Annotated in this window: 20 protein-coding genes and 1 tRNA gene; 8 read left to right on the forward strand and 13 right to left on the reverse strand. The window is 32.1% G+C overall.

Annotation, left to right across the window (positions count from 1 at the left end):
• Nucleotides 1-76: 76 nt before the first annotated feature.
• From WAF17_RS06995 to WAF17_RS07010, 4 genes are all read right to left on the reverse strand, one after another.
• A complete protein-coding gene (locus tag WAF17_RS06995; RefSeq protein WP_338768063.1) occupies nucleotides 77-1,003 on the reverse strand; it encodes a diacylglycerol kinase family protein in 927 nt (308 codons plus the stop codon).
• A 195-nt stretch (nucleotides 1,004-1,198) separates the two neighbouring features.
• Nucleotides 1,199-2,737, reverse strand: coding sequence for a bifunctional metallophosphatase/5'-nucleotidase (locus tag WAF17_RS07000; protein WP_338768066.1), 1,539 nt, complete (start codon nucleotides 2,735-2,737; stop codon nucleotides 1,199-1,201).
• A 136-nt stretch (nucleotides 2,738-2,873) separates the two neighbouring features.
• Complete coding sequence (locus tag WAF17_RS07005) at nucleotides 2,874-5,597, reverse strand: tetratricopeptide repeat protein (protein WP_338768069.1); 2,724 nt, start codon at nucleotides 5,595-5,597, stop codon at nucleotides 2,874-2,876.
• A gap of 151 nt (nucleotides 5,598-5,748) precedes the next feature.
• The gene (locus WAF17_RS07010) at nucleotides 5,749-6,078 is read right to left on the reverse strand and encodes a DUF2834 domain-containing protein (RefSeq protein ID WP_338768072.1); all 330 of its coding nucleotides are present in this window, start codon (nucleotides 6,076-6,078) and stop codon (nucleotides 5,749-5,751) included.
• 105 nt (nucleotides 6,079-6,183) lie between these two features.
• Here WAF17_RS07010 and WAF17_RS07015 point away from each other — a divergent pair, with 105 nt between their 5' ends.
• Both WAF17_RS07015 and WAF17_RS07020 read left to right on the forward strand, forming a co-directional pair.
• Complete coding sequence (locus WAF17_RS07015) at nucleotides 6,184-6,645, forward strand: thioesterase family protein (protein ID WP_338768074.1); 462 nt, start codon at nucleotides 6,184-6,186, stop codon at nucleotides 6,643-6,645.
• A gap of 74 nt (nucleotides 6,646-6,719) precedes the next feature.
• Nucleotides 6,720-7,379 (forward strand): hypothetical protein, encoded by a 660-nt coding sequence (locus WAF17_RS07020; RefSeq protein WP_338768076.1) that lies wholly within the window; start codon nucleotides 6,720-6,722, stop codon nucleotides 7,377-7,379.
• Between the two features lie 10 nt (nucleotides 7,380-7,389).
• Here the strand turns inward: WAF17_RS07020 and WAF17_RS07025 are convergent, their stop codons facing one another.
• The 8 genes from WAF17_RS07025 to ung all read right to left on the reverse strand — a co-directional run bounded on the left by WAF17_RS07025 (nucleotide 7,390) and on the right by ung (nucleotide 14,016).
• Entirely contained in the window at nucleotides 7,390-8,040 is a 651-nt protein-coding gene (locus WAF17_RS07025; RefSeq protein WP_338768078.1) for a thymidine kinase, read from the reverse strand.
• Between the two features lie 122 nt (nucleotides 8,041-8,162).
• Nucleotides 8,163-9,080: a PhzF family phenazine biosynthesis isomerase gene (locus WAF17_RS07030; protein WP_338768080.1), complete on the reverse strand. Its 918-nt coding sequence runs from the start codon at nucleotides 9,078-9,080 to the stop codon at nucleotides 8,163-8,165.
• A gap of 224 nt (nucleotides 9,081-9,304) precedes the next feature.
• Nucleotides 9,305-9,742: a T9SS type A sorting domain-containing protein gene (locus WAF17_RS07035; RefSeq protein WP_338768082.1), complete on the reverse strand. Its 438-nt coding sequence runs from the start codon at nucleotides 9,740-9,742 to the stop codon at nucleotides 9,305-9,307.
• 394 nt (nucleotides 9,743-10,136) lie between these two features.
• A complete protein-coding gene (locus tag WAF17_RS07040; RefSeq protein WP_338768084.1) occupies nucleotides 10,137-10,715 on the reverse strand; it encodes a DUF1684 domain-containing protein in 579 nt (192 codons plus the stop codon).
• Between the two features lie 31 nt (nucleotides 10,716-10,746).
• Nucleotides 10,747-11,445 carry a hypothetical protein gene (locus WAF17_RS07045; protein ID WP_338768086.1) on the reverse strand — a complete coding sequence of 233 codons (699 nt, stop codon included), beginning with the start codon at nucleotides 11,443-11,445 and terminating at the stop codon, nucleotides 10,747-10,749.
• Nucleotides 11,446-11,478: 33 nt separating this feature from the next.
• A complete protein-coding gene (locus WAF17_RS07050) occupies nucleotides 11,479-12,255 on the reverse strand; it encodes a hypothetical protein (RefSeq protein WP_338768089.1) in 777 nt (258 codons plus the stop codon).
• Between the two features lie 11 nt (nucleotides 12,256-12,266).
• Nucleotides 12,267-13,220, reverse strand: coding sequence for a hypothetical protein (locus WAF17_RS07055; RefSeq protein ID WP_338768092.1), 954 nt, complete (start codon nucleotides 13,218-13,220; stop codon nucleotides 12,267-12,269).
• A gap of 133 nt (nucleotides 13,221-13,353) precedes the next feature.
• Nucleotides 13,354-14,016 carry a uracil-DNA glycosylase gene (ung, locus tag WAF17_RS07060; RefSeq protein WP_338768095.1) on the reverse strand — a complete coding sequence of 221 codons (663 nt, stop codon included), beginning with the start codon at nucleotides 14,014-14,016 and terminating at the stop codon, nucleotides 13,354-13,356.
• A 139-nt stretch (nucleotides 14,017-14,155) separates the two neighbouring features.
• On the opposite strand from ung, the gene apaG reads away from it, so the two are divergent.
• Complete coding sequence (gene apaG, locus WAF17_RS07065; RefSeq protein WP_338768097.1) at nucleotides 14,156-14,560, forward strand: Co2+/Mg2+ efflux protein ApaG; 405 nt, start codon at nucleotides 14,156-14,158, stop codon at nucleotides 14,558-14,560.
• A gap of 205 nt (nucleotides 14,561-14,765) precedes the next feature.
• Nucleotides 14,766-15,077 (forward strand): hypothetical protein, encoded by a 312-nt coding sequence (locus tag WAF17_RS07070; protein ID WP_338768100.1) that lies wholly within the window; start codon nucleotides 14,766-14,768, stop codon nucleotides 15,075-15,077.
• A 41-nt stretch (nucleotides 15,078-15,118) separates the two neighbouring features.
• Here the strand turns inward: WAF17_RS07070 and WAF17_RS07075 are convergent.
• A tRNA-Ala gene (locus WAF17_RS07075) sits at nucleotides 15,119-15,192 on the reverse strand.
• A 369-nt stretch (nucleotides 15,193-15,561) separates the two neighbouring features.
• On the opposite strand from WAF17_RS07075, the gene mtaB reads away from it, so the two are divergent.
• From mtaB to pfkA, 4 genes are all read left to right on the forward strand, one after another.
• Nucleotides 15,562-16,881 (forward strand): tRNA (N(6)-L-threonylcarbamoyladenosine(37)-C(2))-methylthiotransferase MtaB, encoded by a 1,320-nt coding sequence (gene mtaB, locus WAF17_RS07080; protein ID WP_338768102.1) that lies wholly within the window; start codon nucleotides 15,562-15,564, stop codon nucleotides 16,879-16,881.
• Nucleotides 16,882-17,422: 541 nt separating this feature from the next.
• Nucleotides 17,423-20,533 carry a hypothetical protein gene (locus WAF17_RS07085; protein WP_338768105.1) on the forward strand — a complete coding sequence of 1,037 codons (3,111 nt, stop codon included), beginning with the start codon at nucleotides 17,423-17,425 and terminating at the stop codon, nucleotides 20,531-20,533.
• Nucleotides 20,534-20,671: 138 nt separating this feature from the next.
• Nucleotides 20,672-21,577, forward strand: a complete 906-nt coding sequence (locus tag WAF17_RS07090) for a DUF2167 domain-containing protein (protein ID WP_338768108.1) — start codon at nucleotides 20,672-20,674, stop codon at nucleotides 21,575-21,577.
• A gap of 36 nt (nucleotides 21,578-21,613) precedes the next feature.
• Entirely contained in the window at nucleotides 21,614-22,582 is a 969-nt protein-coding gene (gene pfkA, locus WAF17_RS07095) for a 6-phosphofructokinase (protein ID WP_338768111.1), read from the forward strand.
• Nucleotides 22,583-22,598: the final 16 nt, after the last annotated feature.

Consider the following 22,598-nt stretch of genomic DNA (forward strand, 5'->3'; position numbering starts at 1 on the left):
TATAATTACTGATTTCATTTTTTCTTCGCTATTAAGGTGTCCTTACCAACGATTTTCTGACAGGCAAAATTGATTATTACACCCAAACTGTCAATGCCTTTGATATAACTTTGTATTCTATACTTGTTCCTAAACCTCTTGACTCTCCATCTATATGTGCAGGAATAGCAGTATCAAAAGTGATTTTTACTTTCGAAACTTTGTAGGTTTCTATATACTCATTTTGAGGAAGGGTTCGCTTAAATACTTGCCATATAATCTTTATAGCTTGTAGAGCTGGAAAAGGTTTTAGAATACAAATATCTAGCTTTCCGTCTTGAATATCTGCCTGTGGAGCAATGTAAGCATTATTTCCATACTGTGATGCATTAGCAAACGTTACCAAAAATGCTTCTTTTTTTACTTGTTGATTATCAAACTCAAGTGTATAATTAAGAGGTTTATAAGAAAATAACTCTCTCAAAGTAAAATAAGCATACCCACCTAATCCACGGAAAGCACGTGAAGCAAAAGAAGCACTCACATGAGCATCAAAACCAACCCCAGATGTACAGAAAAAATAGTTTCCATTTGCAGTAGCTGCATCAATGACTATTTTTTTAGGCTCTAATAACCTTTTAATTGCTTCTTCTGTACCAAGTGGGATACCCAAATGACGTGCTAAACCATTTCCAGAACCTTGTGGAATGATAGCCAGAGCTGTCTTTGTTTTGATAAGAGTTTGAGCAATTTCATTGATTGTCCCATCTCCTCCTACTGCCACCACAACGTCATAATTGGATTCACTAGCTTGTTTTGCTAACTCTATTGCATGTCCTGCAAAATTAGTGTAGGCAATATCATAATGAATACCTGAAAGCTTTAGGGTTTCATGAATGAGTGTAACTATGTCTTCTTTTTTTTGAGTTCCAGAAACAGGGTTTATGATAAAGACAATTTTAGTTGCCTTTTCTTCTTCTATTTTAAAGGTGTTTTCTATAATTGATGTTGATTCTGATTCCATAGTATTGTGGTGTTGCTTGTGGAAATACCGTATCTATCAAGTTATTGAGAAATTTTGATGTTACTTATAAGTCTCGTATTGATAAGTATTTGTATTAAAAATCTATCCATATATCGTTTCCAACTAAAAAGCATAATTTTACATATAGTCATTTGACTTGATAGACATAGTATAACATTAGCAATATATATCAATTTACAGTTTTTCTAAATAGACAATAACAGCTTTTCTTATATCTGATTGTGGACTATCTATATCATTAGACGAAACTACATTTGTAATCTCTTTATTAGTGTCCTTATTCATAAAAGCCATATTATTTTCTCTGCCTGTCAGGTTATAATCGTTTGTTACAATTTTGTATTGTTTGTCTTCTTGAATGACTTTTTTGTTAAGCGTCCAGCCATTTTGAGCATCAAACTCTAGCTTTTCTTGATATTGTAAATATCCTCCTGTTCCTTTATTTTTTAATCCTGCGTTCAGAAAATCAATTAAAACTTTGCCTGAAGTCTCAAACTGGTATATTTTTCCACCAAAAGGAAGCATTCTCAAAATATCATACTCTGTAATCATTCCTGTCAGTTGGTCATCTAAGCGCACCGAACCACTCCCCAAAATAGCTATCTCTGCACTCGGAAAAGCATTTGCCATCGCATCTACAATTAAAGTCCCTGCATTGGTTTGATGATTTCTGATAGTTGCTTCTCTTGCGTCTAAAGGCTCTTTAAGGTCATATACTTTTTTGTCTGGAGTAAAACCTTGTACAGTAAAAACGGAATCAGCAATAGCATCCCATTTTTCGATAACTGCCTTTGCAGTTGGCTCGTAGCCAATCGAATTATCTATTGTCTTTAGCTCCGAATCTATATTTAGTTCTTTTGTTTTTTTGTTGTAAGTAAGTCTATGGATATACGCTGTTCTTGCATTTGCATCAGCTTTTGCCATAATCGTTTTTCCATAAGTAAACTTCATATTTTCATGGTCATGTCCTCCCATCAGAAGTTTTAGATTAGGAACAACACCTGCTAGTTTTTCATCTTCATTTTCCAAAAGGTGTGTAAGTGCGACCGTGAAGTCTGTTTGAGTTTCTATTTCTTGAGAAACTTTTTTAGCTGTTTGATATTCGTCTGTATAGCGCACAAAATCAGGTTGGTTGTAGCTTGTCGTAATCCCCAAAATACCTACTTTTATACTTTTTCCTGCCGAGTTTTTGGGTTCTATTGTTAGATAAGTAGGAAGCTCTTTTCCGTTTCTAGTAAAAGGTTGAATCATTTCATCTTTATAATAAAAGGTATTTGTAGCAATCCATTCAAATTCAGATTCATCAATTCTTTCCAACACTTCATTTTCTTTTAGATCAAACTCATGATTTCCAAAGGTTACAAAGTCTATTTTTGCTGCATTCATAGCATCTATCATTTGCTTACCCGAAATTCTTTTCCCATTCAATTTTAAAGTTCCCAAAACAGAAGGGTTTAAGAAATCACCTGACAAGATTAAATATGTATTTGGATTTTCTTCCAAGAGTTGTTTTTTGAGCTGTGCTACTCGTGCCAAATTACCAAACTTACCTCCACTTACGCCACCTATTTCATAGACATCATTTATATGTAGAAAAGTAAGTTTTACAATATCTCCATCATTATTTTGAGATGGGTTTTGAGACGAACGACAACTTGCAAAGGCAATTAAAAAAATAAAAATCCAAAAAGTAGATATAGAAAAGTGTTTCATTGTATGTTGATGTCTTTATTTATCAAACAAAAATAGAAAGCAAACAAGTTTTTTGTTTACTTTCTATTTTATCGTGTTCTAATTAATACTATAAATTTATGAAAAAATAATTACAATTCACTTTTATATCTTAAAACTAGCTGACCTTGAAGCCTATAACTAGTACGTCGTCTATTTGCTCATACTCTCCACCTAACCACGACTGAAACTCTAGTTTCAAGATTTGTTCTTGCTCTTCGAAAGGTTGATTATGAATTTCTATTAAAAATTCTCTAAATCGCTTTTTCATATACTTCCTACCTTCTTCTCCTCCAAATTGGTCTTGAAAGCCATCAGAAAACATATAAAAAGTAGTTGGAGCAGTAATATCAACTGTTTCTTTATGAAAGAATCGCTCTACATCAAGTCTTTCTCCACCAATGGGCATTTTATCTCCTTTTAATCTTTCTACTTTTCCATTTTGGATATAAACAACTTCATTTTTTGCACCTGCAAAATGAACTTTTTTACTTTCTTGATCAACTACACAAAGTGTCATATCCATTCCATCTCTATTATCTGTCGCTCTCTGATTAAGTGCATTTATAACTCCAAAATGTAAATCATGAAGAATTTGATCTGGCTCATGTATATTCCTAGCATTTACTGTTTCGTTCAAAACATCATTTCCAATCAATGACATAAATGCCCCTGGAACGCCATGCCCCGTACAATCACAAGCAGCAATAATACACTTTTTGTCAGAAACTTGACTAAACCAATAAAAGTCTCCACTTACAATATCTCTAGGCTGAAAAAAGATAAATGATTCAGGTAATGCTTTTTTTACTCTATTCACATTTGGTAGCATCGCTGTTTGTATTCTCTTAGCATAATTAATACTAGAAGTAATATCTTGATTTTTTTTCTCAATAATCTCTTTCTGATCTTCTAGTTCTACTAAAGAAGCTCCTAAAGCAAGATTTTTTTCCTCTATACTCATCTTAACAAGTGTAAGCTGCTCATTTGTGGTTTGAAGTTCCTCTGAATTTTGTCTCAATTCTTCTTCTGATGCTTGAAGTTCTTCATGTTTTTGAACAATCTCTTTCTTCTGATTTTCTAAAAGAGCATTTTGTGCCTCAATTTTTTTGTTTTTCTTTTTGTTTTGAATAAACGCAAAAAGAGCAAAACCAAATAATACAAGAGCAGCTATAGCAATTAGATAAGCAATGTATTTAGAAGACTTTTGTTTTGCAGTCTCCAATCGTTCCTTTTCATTTTCTAATTCTTTGAGTTGATTTTGCTGTTTAAGAATTTCTTTTTCTTTCTTCTGCTTCTCGGCCTCAAGAGCTTGTTCTCTTAATTGAGCTGCATTTTCTCGTCGTTCGTTTTCCAAGATTTGAATATCTTGTTTTCTTTTAGCTGCATCAAGCTCATTTTTGGCAAGTAAGAGAGCTTGTTGAGTTTGTTCTCTTTGAAGCACTGCATTTTCTATCTCACTTTTACGCAACTCACTTTCACTCTTTAAAAGCTGATTTTCCTTTGCTTGTTTTTCAGCTTCACTACGTATTTTTTCTAACCTTAGACGTTCTTGTTCTCTATCATTTTCATATTGAACTAATTGAGTTTCTTGTCTTTCAGCTTCTGTGCGTTGTCTTTGTAATTCTTCTTTCTCTTGGGCTGTTGCTGCTTCTAGTTTTTCTTTTATATCTGTATATTTTTTGAAGGCTTCTTGAGACTGTCTGAAATCTCCTTCATATTCCCAAATTTTAGATAAAAGCAAATACGAATCAGCCAATGTGCTTTGCTGATTATTTTTTTCTGCAATCGCTATTGCCTTTCCTACTTTTGCCCTAGCCTCTTGTGCATGAGCAGCTAAGTATTCATTTGCACCTAAATAATTATAAGATTCTGCAATAGCTGCAACATCATTTTTTTCTTCATTTATTTTTAAGGCTTCTTGATATTGAGCTTGTGCAGCAGAAAATTTTTTGAGCGCAGTGTAAGTTACACCCAAGTTATTAAAAACAACCTCATCTTTTTTCTTGATTTTTCCAAGTGCTTCAAGAGCTTTTTCGAAATAAGAAATAGCTTCTTTTTCTTGCTCTAACTGTCTATACAAATATCCAATGCTATTGGCAGCAAAAGCTACTTGCTCTAAATTATCTCCTTTTTCTACTTCTAAGTTATACTTTTCAATAGAATATTTAAGAGAGTTTTCTGGGTGCTTTACTCTACTTACAATAGCCAATTTTCCTAAAGAAAATGATATAAGCCCTTTATTTCCTGTTTTTTTGTCTTCTTCTAATAGCTTTATATAGTTTTGTTCAGATTTTTCATAATCTCCATTCAAAAACTGATTATGAGCTATTTTTCTATTGAGTTCCGTTATTTCTTTATCCTTATTATTAGATTTATAAATCTGTTTTGCCTTCTCAAAATTTTCTATTGCTTTATCATAAGCAAACCAATTTTGATATAAAAGTCCGATTTCTGTAAAGACTTCGGCTTTTCCTAAAACAGCTTTTTCTTTGTCTTCTTCCACTCTCTCAAATTGCGTATTTGCTTGAACGGCATAATTAAGAGCTGTAGAATAATCGTTTTGATAACGGTATGCCCTAGAGATAACTGTCAGTAGTTTTCCTCTTTGGAAGGCATTATTATTATTCTTCAAAGCTGTCTGTGCATGTCGAATCGCTTGATTGTAATTTCCTTTTTCTAGATGATAAGACGGAGAATCTTCTTGTGCCAAAACAGAAAAAGACAAAAATACAAAAAGAAATATATTTACACACAAGAAAACTAACCAATTACTTATTTTTATTGAAGGAGAATAAGTAATTATACTATTATTTTTTATAGAAATAAATGCTAGTTTCATTAGGTGGTATAAAAATGAAAAACTATTTAAGTAGGATTATTTTGGATATTTTTTGATTGATTAATTAAGGGAATAAATCAATGTATCAATTTGATGATTTTTTTATTAAAATGCAAACTGAATTTAGGCTTATTCTATAAATAAAAACAATCTATTCATTTTGTTTCTCAAGTTTTAACTCTCTGAAATACAAAAACAAAGGAAAGGCAAAGGCAATCGCCACCAAAAAAGTAAGTGGAATAAAAATCCACCAGTATTTCATTTTTAACTTTCTTGCTTCTGGAATATACCACGCAAAAAATGTAAATACCACTACCATCAAATCAGCACTAAACGAACGAGCAGGAAAAGTCGTTTTTGTTTGGGCAATATAATTTAAGATAGACGTATTTTCTTCTGTCAAGTAAAATTGAATATTAAAATACCACGTCCAACAAATACCTAAAAGAGCCAAAAAGAGATAAACGTATTTGAGTTTCATAGATTTTGAAAAGGTTAGAATTACTATATTTCTAAATATAGAACTTTTTTGTGTAAATTTGTTTAGATTGTAAAACCATTTTTTAACCTGAAAAATAAATTTCAAATGAATAGAGTAAAAGTAGATTTGCCAGACCAGTTTTTATTCAAAACAGAAATTCCTGTTCGAATTACAGACCTCAATTATGGTGGACATGTCGGAAATGATGCTATGCTTAGTTTGGTACACGAAGCTAGAGTTCAGTTTTTTATGAGTGAAGGCTTCAAAAGTGAACTTGATATTATGGGTTTGGGTGTAATTATGGCTGATGTTGCGATGCAGTTTAAAGGAGAAGGATTTTATGGGAATGTTTTTGAGGTTTATGTAACTGTTGGAGGACTTTCTTCTTCTGGTTTTGATTTGTATTATAAGTTTATTGACCAAGAATCAAGACGAGAAATATTGAAAGTAAAGACAGGAATGGTTCTTTTTGATTATAAAAACAGAAAAATTGCAGCCCTACCCGAAGAGCTCAAAAAACGTTGGCAACTCCCACACCCAGAAAGTCGTTTGATAAGCAATGAATGATTTTTTTAGTGATTAGTGGTAAGTTAATAAGTGATTAATGAATTATTTTTTTAGATTGAACAAACTCATTATTTATGAAAAAAATATCTTTTTCTAGTTTTTATTTTACTACTTTTTGTAAGATAGTAGTAATGAGTTTGTTTTGCCTTTCTTGTACTTCTGAAAACAAAGAAACTACAAATGAAGATTTAGAAATGGCTAATTTTTCCCCTGCTCTTCATTTCGAAAAACTAGAAAAGCAAAACAGAGAAGCTGCTGATAGTTTGGAAGCTTTGTATGATATTCATTACCGAGCTTTAGAACAAGATTCGATGATGCGAAGAAAAGGCGATTTGCTTAGAAAACGCACCGAAACTATGTTGCAGCATATAGACAAAACCTATTATGACCTTGCTCGTCTTTTGGATAATATTCCTGCTAACAAAACCTACAAAGAGGCTACTACTTTATTTTTTATTGGAAAAAATAAAAAAGGAAGAGGTTATAAATTAGAAGAAGAGCTAAGTGAATATGTAGCTGAAATGAATAAAATTGATAAAAAGTGGAATTTTACTTCGCCTTTTGCTTCTCAAAATGACATAGAACTTTTACACGACAAAAATACTGACTTAGTAGAAGCCCATTTTCAAAAGACCTTTCCAGAAGCTGCCTTTGCCTTTCTTAGTGCGCTCAAAAAAGAGGTTATCTTGATAGAACTACAAGCAATTGATGAACTAGCAAAGAGAAATAAATAAGTTTTTGAGATTATGAAGTTTCATTTTTGAGAGCTTTCTCATTATTTTTCGCTTCCTTGTCTTTCTCCTGACTCAAATTTCCTTTTACAAAACATTTTCTACAACGAGCTTCGTATTCGGTTTTTTCACCTAACAAAATCTTTTGCTTTGAAGGAGTAAGGCGAAAAGAATAGGCTGCCACTTTTCCACAACACATACAAATAGCATGTACTTTGGTTACATATTCTGAAATAGCCAAAAGATGAGGCATTATTCCGAAAGGCTTACCTGCAAAATCCATATCCAAACCAGCAATAACGATTCGTTTTCCTTGATTGGCTAAAGTCTGACAAACATTAACTAATTCTTTATCAAAAAATTGTGCTTCATCAATTCCGATAACTTGACAGTCCATTTCTTTCAAAATTTCTAAAATATCTGTTGATTTTTTTACGGCTATTGAATCAATTTCGTTTTGGTTGTGAGAAACCACTTTTTGGTCGTCGTAACGAGTATCGATGGCAGGTTTGAAAATTTGGACACATTGCCGAGCAATTTTAGCACGAGTAAGACGACGAATAAGTTCTTCTGTTTTGCCAGAAAACATAGAGCCACAGACGACTTCTATCCAGCCCCCCTCCACAGGGTGGTCTAAGTGATGTATGGTAGGTTCGATGTGCATGAATAAATTTAGAAGTTAGATTTCAGAAGTTAGAAGTGAACTAAAATTGCAAATGAAATACAAAGTTAGAAATAAAAAGTAATTTGCATTTACTTCTGAAATCTAATTTCTGAAATCTAAATTTATATCCTTCCATTTCCTTCTAAAGTAGTGATTCCTTTTCCAATTAGCAAGACTTGATTATATTTCCCTAGTTTATTTTCGTCTTCTAGTAATTCTAAATGAATTTCTCCTCCTCGTTTTGAAGCTTGATAAGCAAAAAAGCTATTCTTATTTAACTTAGGTTGCCAATATTTTGCAAAAAGTCCGTGAGAGACAGCCGAAAGTGCATCTTCATTAATTCCAATCCAAGGACAAAAAAGACGAGATATAAAATCATATTTTTTGTTAGATTTAGAATTTCCTTTTGTAGTAATTCCTACTTTCTTGATAGGAATCGTGTAGTTATTTTTTACTAATTTTTCGAAGTTTGGTTGCAAGTTTTCCAACTCTTCTTGGTGTTCAAACTCAAAAATCAATGTTTGTTTAATAGGAAAATAAACACAAGAATTGATTTTCTGATTTTCAATTCCTAAATAATTTAATAAATCAGAATCAGCAGTCTTTTCTTCAAACTTTTCTTCTACTGGAAACTGCATTTTGATAAAGTCTTTATCTCCTTCAAAATCATCTTTTCGAATAAGCAAATCGCCACTTCTTGTACGAAAACTTACCTCTGTGTGAATATTTTGTATTTCCTCAAAAATTACGTGTGCAGCAGCAAGGGTTGCGTGTCCACAAAGGTTAGTTTCTTCGTTTATCATAAACCAACGCACCTCAAAAAGATTTGCTGTTTTCCATTCTGAATCTCCCTTTCCATTAGCTAAAGGACGCAAAAAAGTAGTTTCGGGCAAATACATTTCTCTAGCAATATTGAGATATTGTTCATCTGTTAGAGCTTCATCACACAAAAAAACAGCAGCAGGGTTTCCACTAAAAGGTTTTGGGGCAAAAGCATCAACTTGATAAAAAGGAATTTTTTGAGAAGAGACAGAGTTCATAAAAGACAAAAATAAAAGAATAAAAGACAATTAAAGCAGTAGAAACAACACTTTAAGCAAAGTGTTTGGATAACACGAAGATAATTTTTGAAAAAGAGTTACAAAAAAACGATTATTTTCTTAGAATTCCGAATAAAAGTTAGTTAAAGCTGATTTAGAGCATAAAAAAAACACTTCTACATTTAAGTAAAAGTGTTTTAGAAGTAAAATAGTTTTGTCATAAATTAATGTTTTACCACAAATTTCTTAGTAATTAAACTTGTATTATTTACCGAAATCGTATAAAAATAAATTCCTGTTTTCATATTACCCACAGAAATTTGAAGGCGATTATCATACTTATTCAATCTATGTTCTGCAACTACACTACCCAAGAGGTTATAAACTGTGATTTTGCCCTCTGACATTTTATCAGTAATTCGATAATCAAACTGAATATAATGAGTTGCTGGATTTGGATAAGCTTCAGAAATTTCAATTTTATCAGCTTCATTTGTACTAGAAGTGATAGTTTGAAGATTTTGAGCGTATGAAAATGATGAATACGAAACAGCCATAAAAAATACTAGAGCTACCAAAATAGACTTTGTAAGTGATTTGATAGACAGATTTGGCTGTTGAGGTGGTTTTTTAGAGAAAGATAGAAGCTGATTTAATTTCATAAAAATAATTAGTTAGAGTTTTGTCATTCGGAATGTTAGGGTGTTTTGATAAAAGGGAATAATACAGAGTTTGAATGGTTATTTATTTACTGATTGAATTTGTATTTAATTAATAGAACTGAATTTAAGCAATTTAGGTTACATAATTTTCATTAAGAACAGTGTTTTTTAAGTATTTTGATAGAATTTTCTAATAAATTAGAATAAATCAACATCTAATCAACACTTTTGCTTCAACTCTACTAATTGTCTTGTTTAGCTAATTTACAAAATAATTTGTTTGTTTCTTATTAGCTATCACAAAATTCATAATTATTACTGTAAGAAAAAAGAAATTATTTCTTAAAACTGTACAATTTTATATAAAAAATTGATTTTTATTTTGCTCTCCTGCCTATTTTTTATAAATCTTCTCTCCTGCTTTTACTTCAATATTCAGATGGCTTCCTTCTGGTGGAATTGGGCAGTCATATTTTTTATCATAAATACAATATGGATTATAGGCACGATTGAAATCTAAAATAGCTCTAAGACCGTTTACTTCCACATCAACATAACGTCCTACTTCGTAGGTAGTCTCGCCACTCGTTTGGTCGGTAAATAAAATAGAAAATCCATCTCCATCTTCAATCGCTTTATAAATATCCAAAGATAGAGGTTTGCCTTTTAGCTTAAAGTCTGCCTTTGCATAGACTTTAAAATTTCGGTCTTTGCCCTGTGAAGTTTTTAGTTTTACTACTTTTGGGTCTTGCTGTAAAGTCAGCATCGCAACAGCATAATAAGAAGAATCTATTGGATAATAATTCAGTCCCTCAAAAGTCTTTCTATCATCATAGGGAATAGGCGAACCATTACCTTCCTTAAATTGCTTGTTTTTTTTGTCTCTTTCTGTCTGAACTTCTACCTCATATTTTGGGGCGCAAGAAGCTAAAACAAATAGAGAAAGAATAAATAGTGTGATTGATTTTTTCATTTTTTTTGTTGGTTGAAGTTACTTATTAAAATTATGATATTGGTCTAAGCCAAAAAGTAGCTAATAGCATTTTATCTGTATTTTCTAAGACAATTTCTAATTTATAATCATTCCCATACAAATAGTTCAGACTAATTAAATCATTTTCAATTCCTTCTATTTTCTCAAGTATTACTCGCTCTGTTAGTTCTTTGTTTTCATAGTTTACTATTATCTCATTTATCTTTTTCCACGTTTCAAAAAACTCTGGCTTTGTCATTCTCCATTTTAAATGCTGTGATATTCTATTTTCCCAAACCTCATCATAGTTCTCGTACTTTATAAGTTGCATAATTTTCTGAGCTTCCATTTCAGCTTCAACAAAAAGTGTTGCATTTAATTGGTCTTGCTTTGCCTTGTTATTTAACAAATCAACTACGTACTTTTTAAATGGCTCTTTGTATTTTATAGCCTCATCAATAAATGTAAACTCTATATTGACACTCTTTCCATCATTTACTATTTCATATCTAATTTTACCTAAAGTAGTAGTATCCTTGATACCTAACTCTTTTGCCAAAGTTATTATTTCATTCTCTGTGAAGGTTTCTCGCACGAATCGTTCATTTTCTTCAACTGTAGAGTATATATTAATTCCTGTAATAGCAGACTTTTCATAACGATAATTATTACAAGAAGAAATACTGGCTATGCACAATAAGGTAAACGAGAGTTTGAATATGAATTTCATTTTTGAAATGGTTTCGTTGAATTTGTTTTTTGATTAATCTACTTCGCCTTCTCCGTACCAGTTTATCATGTCAATGCAAAAAGAGGAGGTATGATAACACCAATAATAATCTTCTTTTGACAAATGTTTTGCACCAATAGATAAAGGAGAGTTTGGAGAAATAATGTAAAAAAAATAATCACTTGGAGCATAACCTGCATAGCTCAACATAAAAGAATGCCCACTTTTATAAAAAGAATGACAGTTTACTTTTTCTACTTTATTTCTCAACAGTTTGAATTTTTCAAAGTCTATATTCCGATAAGTAAGAAGTTGTTTTAAAATAATATTATTTGTAGTTCCTCTGTAATTTATTGTCCAGTTATGTAAAGTATCAATATCTCGTTCGCCTTCATAGTTTAGATAAACTTTCACAAAATTGTCTTTATTAAACTCAACTTTCTCAACTATAAAGTCCAAATTACCTTGATTCCAAAAAATAGAATCATTTCTTTCTGTAAGCCAAATACTTTCATAATCTATGTTTGGTATGTAGCTACTCATAGATGAATCTCTCAATCTAAAATTAATAATATCATTTTCAAAAAACTGTAAATCATCTATATCATTAAAATCTTTACTAAACTCAACCAATTCTTCAAATTCGCTTTCGTGATTTTCAAGATTTTCTTTCATTCTATCTACCACCTGCATTCTAAAATATTCAAATATAAAATCCTTCAAATAGATTTCATAAGAAAAATAACTTGCTATTGCCACAAATAGGCATAGTAAAGAGCGTAGAATGATTTTTCTAATCGTTTTTTTCATAATCATTATTTTCAAAAAGCACTCTGAACTTCTTGATAAGAAATAAGCAAAATAGCAAAAATAGCAACAACAAGCCCCAATTTATTAATAGGCGATAATTTTTCTTTAAAGAAGAAATAAGAAGCAATCGCAGCAATCAGAATCACAGAGATATTAAAAACAGGAAAAACAAGTGCGCCATCGCCTTTAAACCCACTTAATACTTTTAATAATAAAAAGATAGAAAAAAAGTTAGGTATTCCTAAGCAAATTCCACCAATGATACTTCGTTTTGTCATTGTGATTTTCTTTCTCAAAAACTGAATTGTAAAAATGGTAATTCCTGTAAGTCCTGCAATTCCAAAAAGCAAAATACTAAAAATGCCTTGTTGGTTGGGAAGAACTATCTGTACATCTTCTCTTACTGTATAATTAAAGGTGGTGTCTATCATTCCACTTACCAAAAACACCAATATAGGCAGTAAAATAGCTAAATATTTTTTCTTGTCGTCTTTATACTCTGTTGGGTCAGCTATTTTTGAAGGTTTGTAAGAAACCAAACCCACAGCCGTAATGGCTAAGAAAAGTCCCAAATAATTAAGAAAATCGTAATCTTTACCTCCATTTTTCCAAATAAAAAGATTTACCAAAACAGGAATCACAAACGAAATACGAGCCGAAAGTGTCGCCACAGCCACACCAGAAAGCTGCGTAGTAAGTCCCATTATATAAAAAGAAGCTATAAAAAATGAACCCATTCCCATTGCAATATATAAAGCTGTTGAAAACTGCTCACTTTGTAGTGTTTCGAAAACTGGAGGACTTTCTATCCAGCCCATCAAAATAAAGAGACTCCCTGTTAAGACACAAACGACATAATTAACAACAATCGCAGGAAAAGTAGGTACATTATAGCTTGAAAAAGCACGGAAATTAATAAAGATAGCTACATTAGCTAGAATCCAAAGAATAAATAAAACAACCATAAATCAGTAATCAGTAATCAGTAATCAGTAATCAGTAATCAGTTCAATGCGACTACTTTTTACTGAAATGAATAAAACCTTAGACAATTTTCTCAAATTATCTAAGGTTTAAGAATTTTTTAAGAGCGCAAAGTTACCAATCTATTTCATCTTTTCCATTTTCTTTTAGATAATTGTTGGCTTGACTAAAATGCTTATTTCCAAAAAAACCACTATGAACAGAATAGGGTGATGGGTGTGCAGATTCTAATACTAAATGCTTTTCTCTGTCAATGATTTCGCCTCGTTTTTGGGCATTTTTTCCCCAAAGAAGAAATACTAAATTTTCTTTTTCATCGGAGACAAGCTTCAGAACAGCCGATGTAAACTCTTCCCAGCCTTTTTTGCTATGTGATGCAGGTTTTGAAGCCTGTACCGTCAAGACAGCATTGAGCATCAAAACGCCTTGAGAAGCCCAACGTTCTAGGTTTCCACTTTTTGGAATTTCTTTTCCCAAATCATCCTTTATTTCTTGAAAAATATTTTTGAGAGATGGAGGAACACGAACGCCATCACTAACCGAAAAACTAAGTCCGTTGGCTTGTCCTGCTCCGTGATAAGGGTCTTGCCCTAAGATAACAACTTTTGTATCTTCAAAACTACACTTTTCGAAAGCATTAAAGATGAGCTTCCCAGGGGGATAAACTTTTTCTTTTTGTACTTCTTCCCTCAAAAAAAGAGCAAGTTTTTCGAAATATGGTTTTGAAAATTCTTCTTCTAAATGAGCTTTCCAAGAATCTGCGATTTTTACATCCATAAAATTATGATTGGTAATTTGGTAATAAATAACTGGCACTAAACATACTATTTGCTTTGTTTTACAAAGATTTATATCTCAAAATTTGTATTCATTGAAAATATTTATCATTTTAGTAGTAAATCATTTCCTTTACTAAATGTTTGATAAAATGTTTGGAGAACTCTTTAGTGCAATTACAGATGGTATTTTGGTGCGTGTACGTACTGAATTTCATAAAAAACACTCTCAAAATGGGAATTTTGTTTTTACCTATTACATAACAATTACCAATACTGGCAGCGAGACTGTACAACTTATGCGCCGTCATTGGCATATTTATGACTCAAAAGGAACATATCAAGAAGTAGAAGGGGAAGGCGTAATCGGACAACAGCCCATCTTAAAATCTGGACAAAGTCATAAATATGTTTCGGGTTGCCACCTAAAAAGTGATATGGGTAAAATGTCGGGTACTTATCTTATGAAAAGAATAGAAGATGATACACTCTTTGAAGTCAAAATACCTGATTTCTCTTTGATTGACCCTGTGAGGTTTAACTAAATACTGTGTAGTTTGATTAGCGAGTGATTTTATATGATTCATATGATGAATGAAGATAAATACAAAATACTTTTTTCAAAAAAATTAAAATGAAAAATATAAAACTGGTTTTTGATGAAAAATTGGAAGAGAAATTTTTAATAAACCTATAAAATATGATGAGTATTTTGATCAAGAAGGCAAACTACAAGAATCTATATTAGACTTGAGAGATATTTCAGAGCAAAATAAAGGTAAACAAGTTTCCTATGCCTACAATGAAAATGGGCTTCTTTATCATAATAGTGGAGCAAGTATTATATTTCCATGGATAAATTTATGTCAAGTATTGGAAGAAGAAGAGTTTTTTATTATTTTCTTTGTGAAAGATGTATCGCCTAATTATTATGTTCTCTCACAAGAAACAATTCCTGTTATTATTCCCTACAAAATGATAATCGAAGGAAATGGAAAAGATTTAAGAGACTTTGCACTTAAAAAAATCAATTTTTCAGACGGATTTTTATACAAAAAATAAACCTTCCTAATAATAAAATTAAGAAGGTTTTTCATATCCTGTGGAGAGTATCAGATTCGAACTGATGACCCCTTCACTGCCAGCGAAGTGCTCTAGCCAACTGAGCTAAATCCCCATCCTTGGTTTAAAATTCAAACTATTTTTTTGAAAGATAAGTTCATTTTTCAGAATTTTTCTAGCTTAGGGATTGGAAATAAATAACATACTCATTTTGAAATAGAAAAACGTTAATATTCAGTATATTACATTCGTAATTCGTAATCTTTAATTCGTAATTGTTCCTTAGGTTTTAGCCTAGCAAATAAAAGCGTATTTTTTCATAAATACAAATTTTATTTTATTTCGTACCTTTGTTGTAACTAAATTATATCTTTTTATTTATTGGTGTTGCTATCATTAAAACACCAACAATAATTTAATAATAAGAATACGAATTGTAGACAATTCTACATCAAATTCGTAATTCGTAATTCGTAATTAATTTATGCGTAAAGTAGCTTTTTACACCTTGGGTTGCAAACTCAATTTTTCAGAAACTTCCACTATTGCTCGTCAGTTCGAAGAGCGTGGTTATGAGCGTGTAGAGTTTTCTGAAACTCCAGATATTTTTGTTATCAATACTTGTTCGGTTACAGAAAATGCAGACAAAAAATGCAAACAAATTGTAAAACAGGCTAAAAAGACTTCACCCAATTCTTTTGTAATCATTATTGGTTGTTACGCACAACTCAAACCCCAAGAAATTGCAACGATAAAAGGTGTAGATGCTGTTTTGGGAGCAGCAGAAAAATTTCGTCTGTTTGAAGTATTGAATGATTTTGAACAAAAAGATACTGTTCAACTTTGTGCTTCTGAAATCTCACAAGCTACTGATTTTAATACTGCTTACTCGTTTGGCGACCGTACACGTACTTTTTTGAAGGTGCAAGATGGGTGTGATTATAACTGCGCTTTCTGTACGATTCCACTTGCTAGAGGAAATAGCCGAAGCGATACTATTGAAAATATTTTGAAAGTTACTAATGAAATTGCTGCAACTGCTGTAAAAGAAATTGTCTTGACAGGCGTAAATACAGGCGATTATGGTTTAATTAATAATCAGCGTGTTCATACTTTTTATGAGTTGATTCAAGAATTAGACAAAGTAGAAGGCATCGAACGCTTTCGTATTTCATCAATAGAACCCAATTTATTATCTGATGAAATTATTGAATTTGTAGCTACTTCTAAAAAGTTTGTTCCTCATTTTCATATTCCTTTACAGTCTGGAAGTGATGAAATTTTGCGTTTTATGCGTCGTCGTTATAAGACAAAATTATATCAAGAAAGAATAGAAAAAATCAAAAATCTGATGCCTGATGCTTGTATTGGGGTTGATGTAATTGTTGGGTTTCCTAATGAAAGTGATGAACATTTTATGGAAACTTATAATTTTTTGCATAGCTTAGATATTTCATACTTGCATGTATTTACCTATTCAGAACGCCAAAACACAAAAGCTGCTCAAATGGGAAATATAGTTCCTAAATCAGTTCGTTCGGAGCGTTCGAAGATGTTACATAGCTTATCTGATAAAAAACGTCGTCAGTTTTATGAATCACAATTAGGAAAAACAAAAACTGTTTTGTGGGAAAATGAAGTCAAGGAAGATAAAATATTTGGCTTTACAGAAAATTATGTTCGTGTAAATCAACCTTATAATGTTTCTCTACCTAATACACTACAAGAAGTTGAATTAAGAGATTTCGACGAATCAGATTCGAAGGGAACAGTAATTGCAACACCTATTTCTGAATTAGTTTAAAGAATTTTTTCTTATTTGAAGATTGTATCTTTTACTTTATCATTAAATGTTTTTGAGAAAAATATGAGTATGATAACTGTACAATATTTTTTCTAATAGTATGATATTTTACTTTAGAAACTACTTTATCAAACAAATAATTCCTAAAAAAATCCTATCTTTACCTAGAAAATTAAATAAATATTGAATAAACTTTAGGGGTTGCACCTTTAAAGGTTTACTCACTTTGCTTTGTCATTTTCTAATTGGACGAAAAAAAATCATTATTTTCTGTATTTTAAAGATAGTATTCAATATGCTATTCATAAAACCGTTAATTATATAAAATAAGATTAACCAAAGGAAATTGATAGATTTTGTTATTTATTGTTCTTTTTTGTTGGTTTACTTTAAAATCAAAAAATTACTCATTTCCTCGTTTTATCAAAAGTTTTATCAAAAACCCTATTATTTTTCGCAATTTTATGTTTAAGTAAAAGCACTTTGTAATATTGAATTTGATAAACAAAATAAAGTATTAAATATAATTTAATTATATATTATGCACAATATAAAAAACTTACTCTTTGTCTTTTTTATTTTTAGTGGTCTTTTAGTTAGTCATTCTTCGTACGGACAACTTCTTCAAGGTATCGTTACGGTAAATAATGGAGCTTCAATCAGCAATGACCCTGAAGGACGTGTTATTTTGAAAATTTTTGCTAAAGGAGCTAGTGAAATGCGTGTTAGTAATAATGCTAGTTTTATTGGCGCACGTTGGGAATCTTTCGAAGGTCAAAAAAATTGGCGTTTAGATGCTCGTGAAGATGGAATCAAAACTGTTTATGTTCAGTTTAGAGATGGTTCTGGTTCGATGGTTTCTGACCCAACAGTTGCCCAGCTAGAGCTTGACCGTAGCCCACCTACTGAGCCTTCTATTATTGTTAATTCAGGAGCAGAATATACGAATGCTAGAGATAGAAAAGTCTATTTACAGTTGTATTGTCGTGAAGCATACGAAATGCAAATTAGTAATCGTAGTGATTTTCAAGATGCGCCTCGTTGGTATCCTTACAAAGAAACCATACAAGGTTGGCCACTCACAGGAGGCGAGGGAAAAAAATACGTATATGCAAGATATAGAGATTATGCAGGAAATATTTCTGAAAGTGCAATTGATACGATTATTGTCGATCAAACTCCCCCTAAAGGTAAATTTGAAATAAATGACGGTGCAAAATTTACCACTTCTCGTGATGTTAAATTACAATTTAATGCTGAAGGAGCAAGTGATATTTCTATTCAATCTTTAGGTACTTGGATTCCTTATGAAAAAGAAATAGATTTTCAATTACCTGCCGAACAAGGTCCTCAGGTAGTTGCTGTAAAGTTTAGAGATAAGATGGGTAATCAATCCAAACCTGCTTTTGCTCGTATTATCTTAGACCTTGAACCTCCTTCTATGCCTAGAATATTAGTAAACGGAGGAAATCGTTATACAAAAAGTCATAATGTAAATATTCGTCTTTCTGCTATTGGAGCATCCGAAATGATGGTTAGTAATGACCCTAATTTGCGTGGTGCAGACTGGAAACCGTATCGTTATTTGCTTCCTAGCTGGACATTTGATGTAGCTGATGGAGAAAAAATAGTGTATGTAAAGTTTAGAGATGAAGCAGGAAATGAAACCGAAATAAAATCAGACAAAATTATTCTTGACCAAGGACAGCCAACAGGAGGAACAATAAAAATTGTTTCTAAAGAAGGAAATGAAGGTACAACAAATAACAAAGAAGGATTGGTAAATCTTGAGCTTTCTGTTGATAATAATGATGCTCGTTATATGATGATTAGTAATACTGAAAACTTTTTTGAAGGGCGTTGGGAAATTTATCGTAATAAAGTAGAAGATTGGAAACTTGCAGTAGGAGATGGCGAAAAAGCTGTTTATGTAAAATACAGAGATAGAGCAGGAAATGTATCCAAACCTGTGTCTGATAGAGTTGTTTTAGACCTTACTCCTCCTATTGATACTCGCATAGCTGTTGAAAAAAATTCAAAATATGTTCAAAGCACTTCTGTTGCTGTTAATCTATTTGCTCGTGGGGCAAGTGAAGTAATGCTTGGAAAGTCAGAGCAATTTACAGATGGAAAATGGCAAGAATATGCAGAAGAAATAAAAGGGTGGGAATTAGAAGGAGCAGATGGCAAAAAAACAGTGTATGCAAAATTCAAAGATGCAGCAGGAAACGTAACTTCTCCTATCAGTACAGAGATTATTTTGGATAGAGTTGCTCCTCAAGACCCACAAATCAGAATAAATAAGGGTGATAGTGTTACTAATAACCCAAATAAAGTTGTTCTTCTACAAGCAAAAGCTGATGGAGCTGTTATGATGCAGATTGGAATGAACTCAGCCTTTGATGGTAGTCGTTGGATTAATTATCAAGCAGGAAAAAATGTTCCTTTTGCTCTACCAGGAGATGATGGACTGAAAGAAATTTTTGCTCGTTTTAGAGATGAAGCAGGAAATATTTCAGAAGTTGTGTCTCAAAAAGTATTGCTTGACCGTACGCCTCCTATTGTTGGAGAAGTTAAAATCAATGAAGGAGATAACGGAACAAATATTCAAACTGTTGGTCTTACCCTCAACGCACAAGGAGCTACTCATATGATGTTATCTAATCGTATTGATTTTCCAGAAGCAAAATGGGAATCTTATAATACCTCAAGACAATTTACTTTGGTAGGAGAAGACGGAATTAAATTTGTTTTTGTTCGTTATAGAGACGGAGTAGGTAATATCTCTGAAATTGCTTATGACAGAATTGGTCTTGACCGTACAGCACCAACAGGTGGAGAAATTACTATCAATAAAAACGCAAAATATACTACAAACATCAATAAATATGTAACACTTCAACTCCGTGCAAAAGGAGCTGCCGAAATGCGTATTGGAAAAAGCCAGTCTATGGATAGTGCTTCTTGGCAACCTTTCCGACCTATCGTAATGAATCATATTTTGGCAGGAGAAGACGGAGAAAACAAAGTTTGGGTACAGTTTGGAGACAAATCAGGTAATCAAACCGAACCAATTAGTGCTAGTATTATTTTGGACAGACAAGCACCTTTTGGAGAAGAAATTATAATCAATGGAAGTGAACCTTATACAAACAAGCATCAAGTAAAATTGAATATTATGGCAGAAGAGGCTTCACATATGATGATTACTAATATGAGAGGTTTTCCACCTCCTGCACGTTGGGAAGAATTTCAAACTGATAAAAAATGGACATTATCAGGTGCTGATGGTTATAAAACTGTTTATATAAAATTTAGAGATGAAGCTGGAAATCAATCTTTTGTGGCTAGTTCTCAAATTTTGTTAGACACACAACCACCACAACCTGGAATTATCAGAATTGAAGGAGGGCAAACTCGTGTGAAAGACAATCAAGTAACACTTCTCTTTAATGCTCGTCAGGCAAACTATATTATGGTTTCTAACTCTGCAAAGTTTGATGATGGAGCATACTGGCAAGAATATAATGATAAAATAGACTGGGTACTGACAGGTGGAGAAGGATATAAAAGAGTATATGCCAAATTCAAAGATACTAGTGAAAACGAAACAGGAATTATCTTTGCCGAAATTACGGTAGAAGGTTTTTAAAAGTTTTTTACTTTAATAAATTACAAAGCATTGTCTTAACTAAAAGGCAATGCTTTTTTTATTTTTTAAATAAACAGAAAATAATTTTGTATCTTAAATTATACAACAACAAACTACTGAATTTTAAGTATATGAATTATGAAAACATTTTTTAGATTTTCAACCCGTTTATTTATAGTTTTACTTTTCTATAATTTATTTTTTGTTACTGCATTTGGTCAAAATAAAAACCAAAATGAGCCAGTTGGACAAATTGGAAAAGTAGATTTAGCTGGTGTTGCTCTACTTTCCGTACCTAAAGGATTTGTCTTTATAGAAGGAAATGCTGTAAAATCTCCTTATCGCATAGCCTGTGATAGCATCGAATATTTAGGCTGTTTAGTAGCTATTCCAAATGAAAATACTCTTGACTCAGTTGCTAAACCTCCTTTCATAATTGAATTAGTTTATATAGAAACAGGTTACATTCCTGACACCACCATTTTCAAAACACCTGAAGATTTTTTTTGGAATGACATTCTTCATACTAATTATAGAAAGAATAAGAATATCAAAAAAAATGGTTGTGATACATTAACCATTCAATCTTGGGCAATGAAGCCCTATTTTTTGGAAAATGAGCATCAGTTACAGTGGGCTGTCTCTTGCTCTTCTGATAAGAAAAAATATATTCGTCATAGCACCCACAAATTGGGTAGGTATGGTGTCTTGGAAATGAATATTAGCACTTCACCTAGTCATCTTTTAGAAGTTAATTCTCAAATCCCTCTACTTACTTCTAGTATTGATTTTTATAAAGGATTCAGACACGAAGACTTTGACCCCAATTTCGATAATTTAGCTGCTTTTGGTTTTGCAGGTATTTTGGCGGGTAAAGTTTTGACAAAAGTAAAAGTTGTCCCTTTTGTTTTCAAGTGGTTAAAATGGGTAATTATTGCGTTACTGGGAGCTTTTACATTCTTTAAAAGAAAATTAATAAAAAGAGATTTGGAAAAAGGTTTAGAAATAAACTATCTTGATGCAGAATTGGAAAGAGAAGAATAATTTTTTAGATTTTTGATTACAAAAACAAATTTAAAAGTGAAAAAAATTGGAGTTTTTACATCTGGAGGAGATTCTCCCGGAATGAATGCCTGTGTACGTGCTGTGGTAAGAGGTGCATTATATTATGGTGTAGAAGTCTATGGAATTTATAGAGGCTACCGTGGAATGATAGAAAATGACATTCATCCAATGACTTCTAGAGATGTAAGTAATATCATTCAGCGTGGAGGTACAGTCTTAAAAACAGCTCGTAGCCAACGATTTTTGATAAAAGAAGGACGAGAACAAGCTTATCAAAATCTAAAAAACTTAGAAATAGATGGACTTGTTGCCATTGGTGGAAACGGAACATTAAAGGGAATGCAAATATTTTCAGCAGAACACAAAATGCCATTTGTAGGCGCACCAGGAACTATCGATAACGACCTCAACGGAACAGATTATACTATCGGATTCGATACAGCCATCAATACAGCTTTAGAAGCCATCGATAAAATAAGAGATACGGCTGATTCGCTTGAACGAGGTTTTTTTATCGAAGTAATGGGAAGGCATTGTGGAGATATTGCCCTCTTGACAGGAATTGGAGGAGGTGCAGAAATTGTTATGCTTCCTGAAATCGTGGACTCTTTAGATGAAATTGTTGTGTCTATAAAAGATATGTTAGCCAATAAAAAACGGTCTTTAATCGTGGTGGTGGCAGAAGGAGATGAGCTTGGGAATGCCGAAGAATTAGGTGCAAAAGTAAGAGAACAAATACCAAAATTCAAATTTAGAGTTACTAATTTAGGACATATTCAGCGTGGAGGTTCACCCACAGCAGCTGATAGAGTTTTGGGTAGTCAGTTGGGTTTGGGAGCAGTAGAGGGACTTTTATCTGGAAAAACAAATGTTATGGTGGGGCAGCTAAAACGAAGAATGACTTATACTTCAATAGAAGAATGTATAAAACCTAGAGCTATTGATAATGAGCTCGTTAGAATGCTTCGTATTTTGAGTACATAAACTCCATCAAAACAAA

It is taken from the genome of Bernardetia sp. ABR2-2B (assembly GCF_037126435.1).
GTDB lineage: Bacteria > Bacteroidota > Bacteroidia > Cytophagales > Bernardetiaceae > Bernardetia.

Bases quoted from the DNA above. Each gene is read 5' to 3' on its own strand.
- WAF17_RS06995 (WP_338768063.1), bottom strand. From the start codon at position 1,003: ATGGAATCAGAATCAACATCAATTATAGAAAACACCTTTAAAATAGAA.
- WAF17_RS07090 (WP_338768108.1), top strand. From the start codon at position 20,672: ATGAAAACATTTTTTAGATTTTCAACCCGTTTATTTATAGTTTTACTT.
- WAF17_RS07030 (WP_338768080.1), bottom strand. From the start codon at position 9,080: ATGAACTCTGTCTCTTCTCAAAAAATTCCTTTTTATCAAGTTGATGCT.
- WAF17_RS07055 (WP_338768092.1), bottom strand. From the start codon at position 13,220: ATGGTTGTTTTATTTATTCTTTGGATTCTAGCTAATGTAGCTATCTTT.
- WAF17_RS07035 (WP_338768082.1), bottom strand. From the start codon at position 9,742: ATGAAATTAAATCAGCTTCTATCTTTCTCTAAAAAACCACCTCAACAG.
- ung (WP_338768095.1), bottom strand. From the start codon at position 14,016: ATGGATGTAAAAATCGCAGATTCTTGGAAAGCTCATTTAGAAGAAGAA.
- mtaB (WP_338768102.1), top strand. From the start codon at position 15,562: ATGCGTAAAGTAGCTTTTTACACCTTGGGTTGCAAACTCAATTTTTCA.
- WAF17_RS07005 (WP_338768069.1), bottom strand. From the start codon at position 5,597: ATGAAACTAGCATTTATTTCTATAAAAAATAATAGTATAATTACTTAT.
- WAF17_RS07040 (WP_338768084.1), bottom strand. From the start codon at position 10,715: ATGAAAAAATCAATCACACTATTTATTCTTTCTCTATTTGTTTTAGCT.
- apaG (WP_338768097.1), top strand. From the start codon at position 14,156: ATGTTTGATAAAATGTTTGGAGAACTCTTTAGTGCAATTACAGATGGT.
- WAF17_RS07020 (WP_338768076.1), top strand. From the start codon at position 6,720: ATGAAAAAAATATCTTTTTCTAGTTTTTATTTTACTACTTTTTGTAAG.
- WAF17_RS07045 (WP_338768086.1), bottom strand. From the start codon at position 11,445: ATGAAATTCATATTCAAACTCTCGTTTACCTTATTGTGCATAGCCAGT.
- WAF17_RS07085 (WP_338768105.1), top strand. From the start codon at position 17,423: ATGCACAATATAAAAAACTTACTCTTTGTCTTTTTTATTTTTAGTGGT.
- WAF17_RS07025 (WP_338768078.1), bottom strand. From the start codon at position 8,040: ATGCACATCGAACCTACCATACATCACTTAGACCACCCTGTGGAGGGG.
- WAF17_RS07015 (WP_338768074.1), top strand. From the start codon at position 6,184: ATGAATAGAGTAAAAGTAGATTTGCCAGACCAGTTTTTATTCAAAACA.
- WAF17_RS07050 (WP_338768089.1), bottom strand. From the start codon at position 12,255: ATGAAAAAAACGATTAGAAAAATCATTCTACGCTCTTTACTATGCCTA.
- WAF17_RS07010 (WP_338768072.1), bottom strand. From the start codon at position 6,078: ATGAAACTCAAATACGTTTATCTCTTTTTGGCTCTTTTAGGTATTTGT.
- WAF17_RS07000 (WP_338768066.1), bottom strand. From the start codon at position 2,737: ATGAAACACTTTTCTATATCTACTTTTTGGATTTTTATTTTTTTAATT.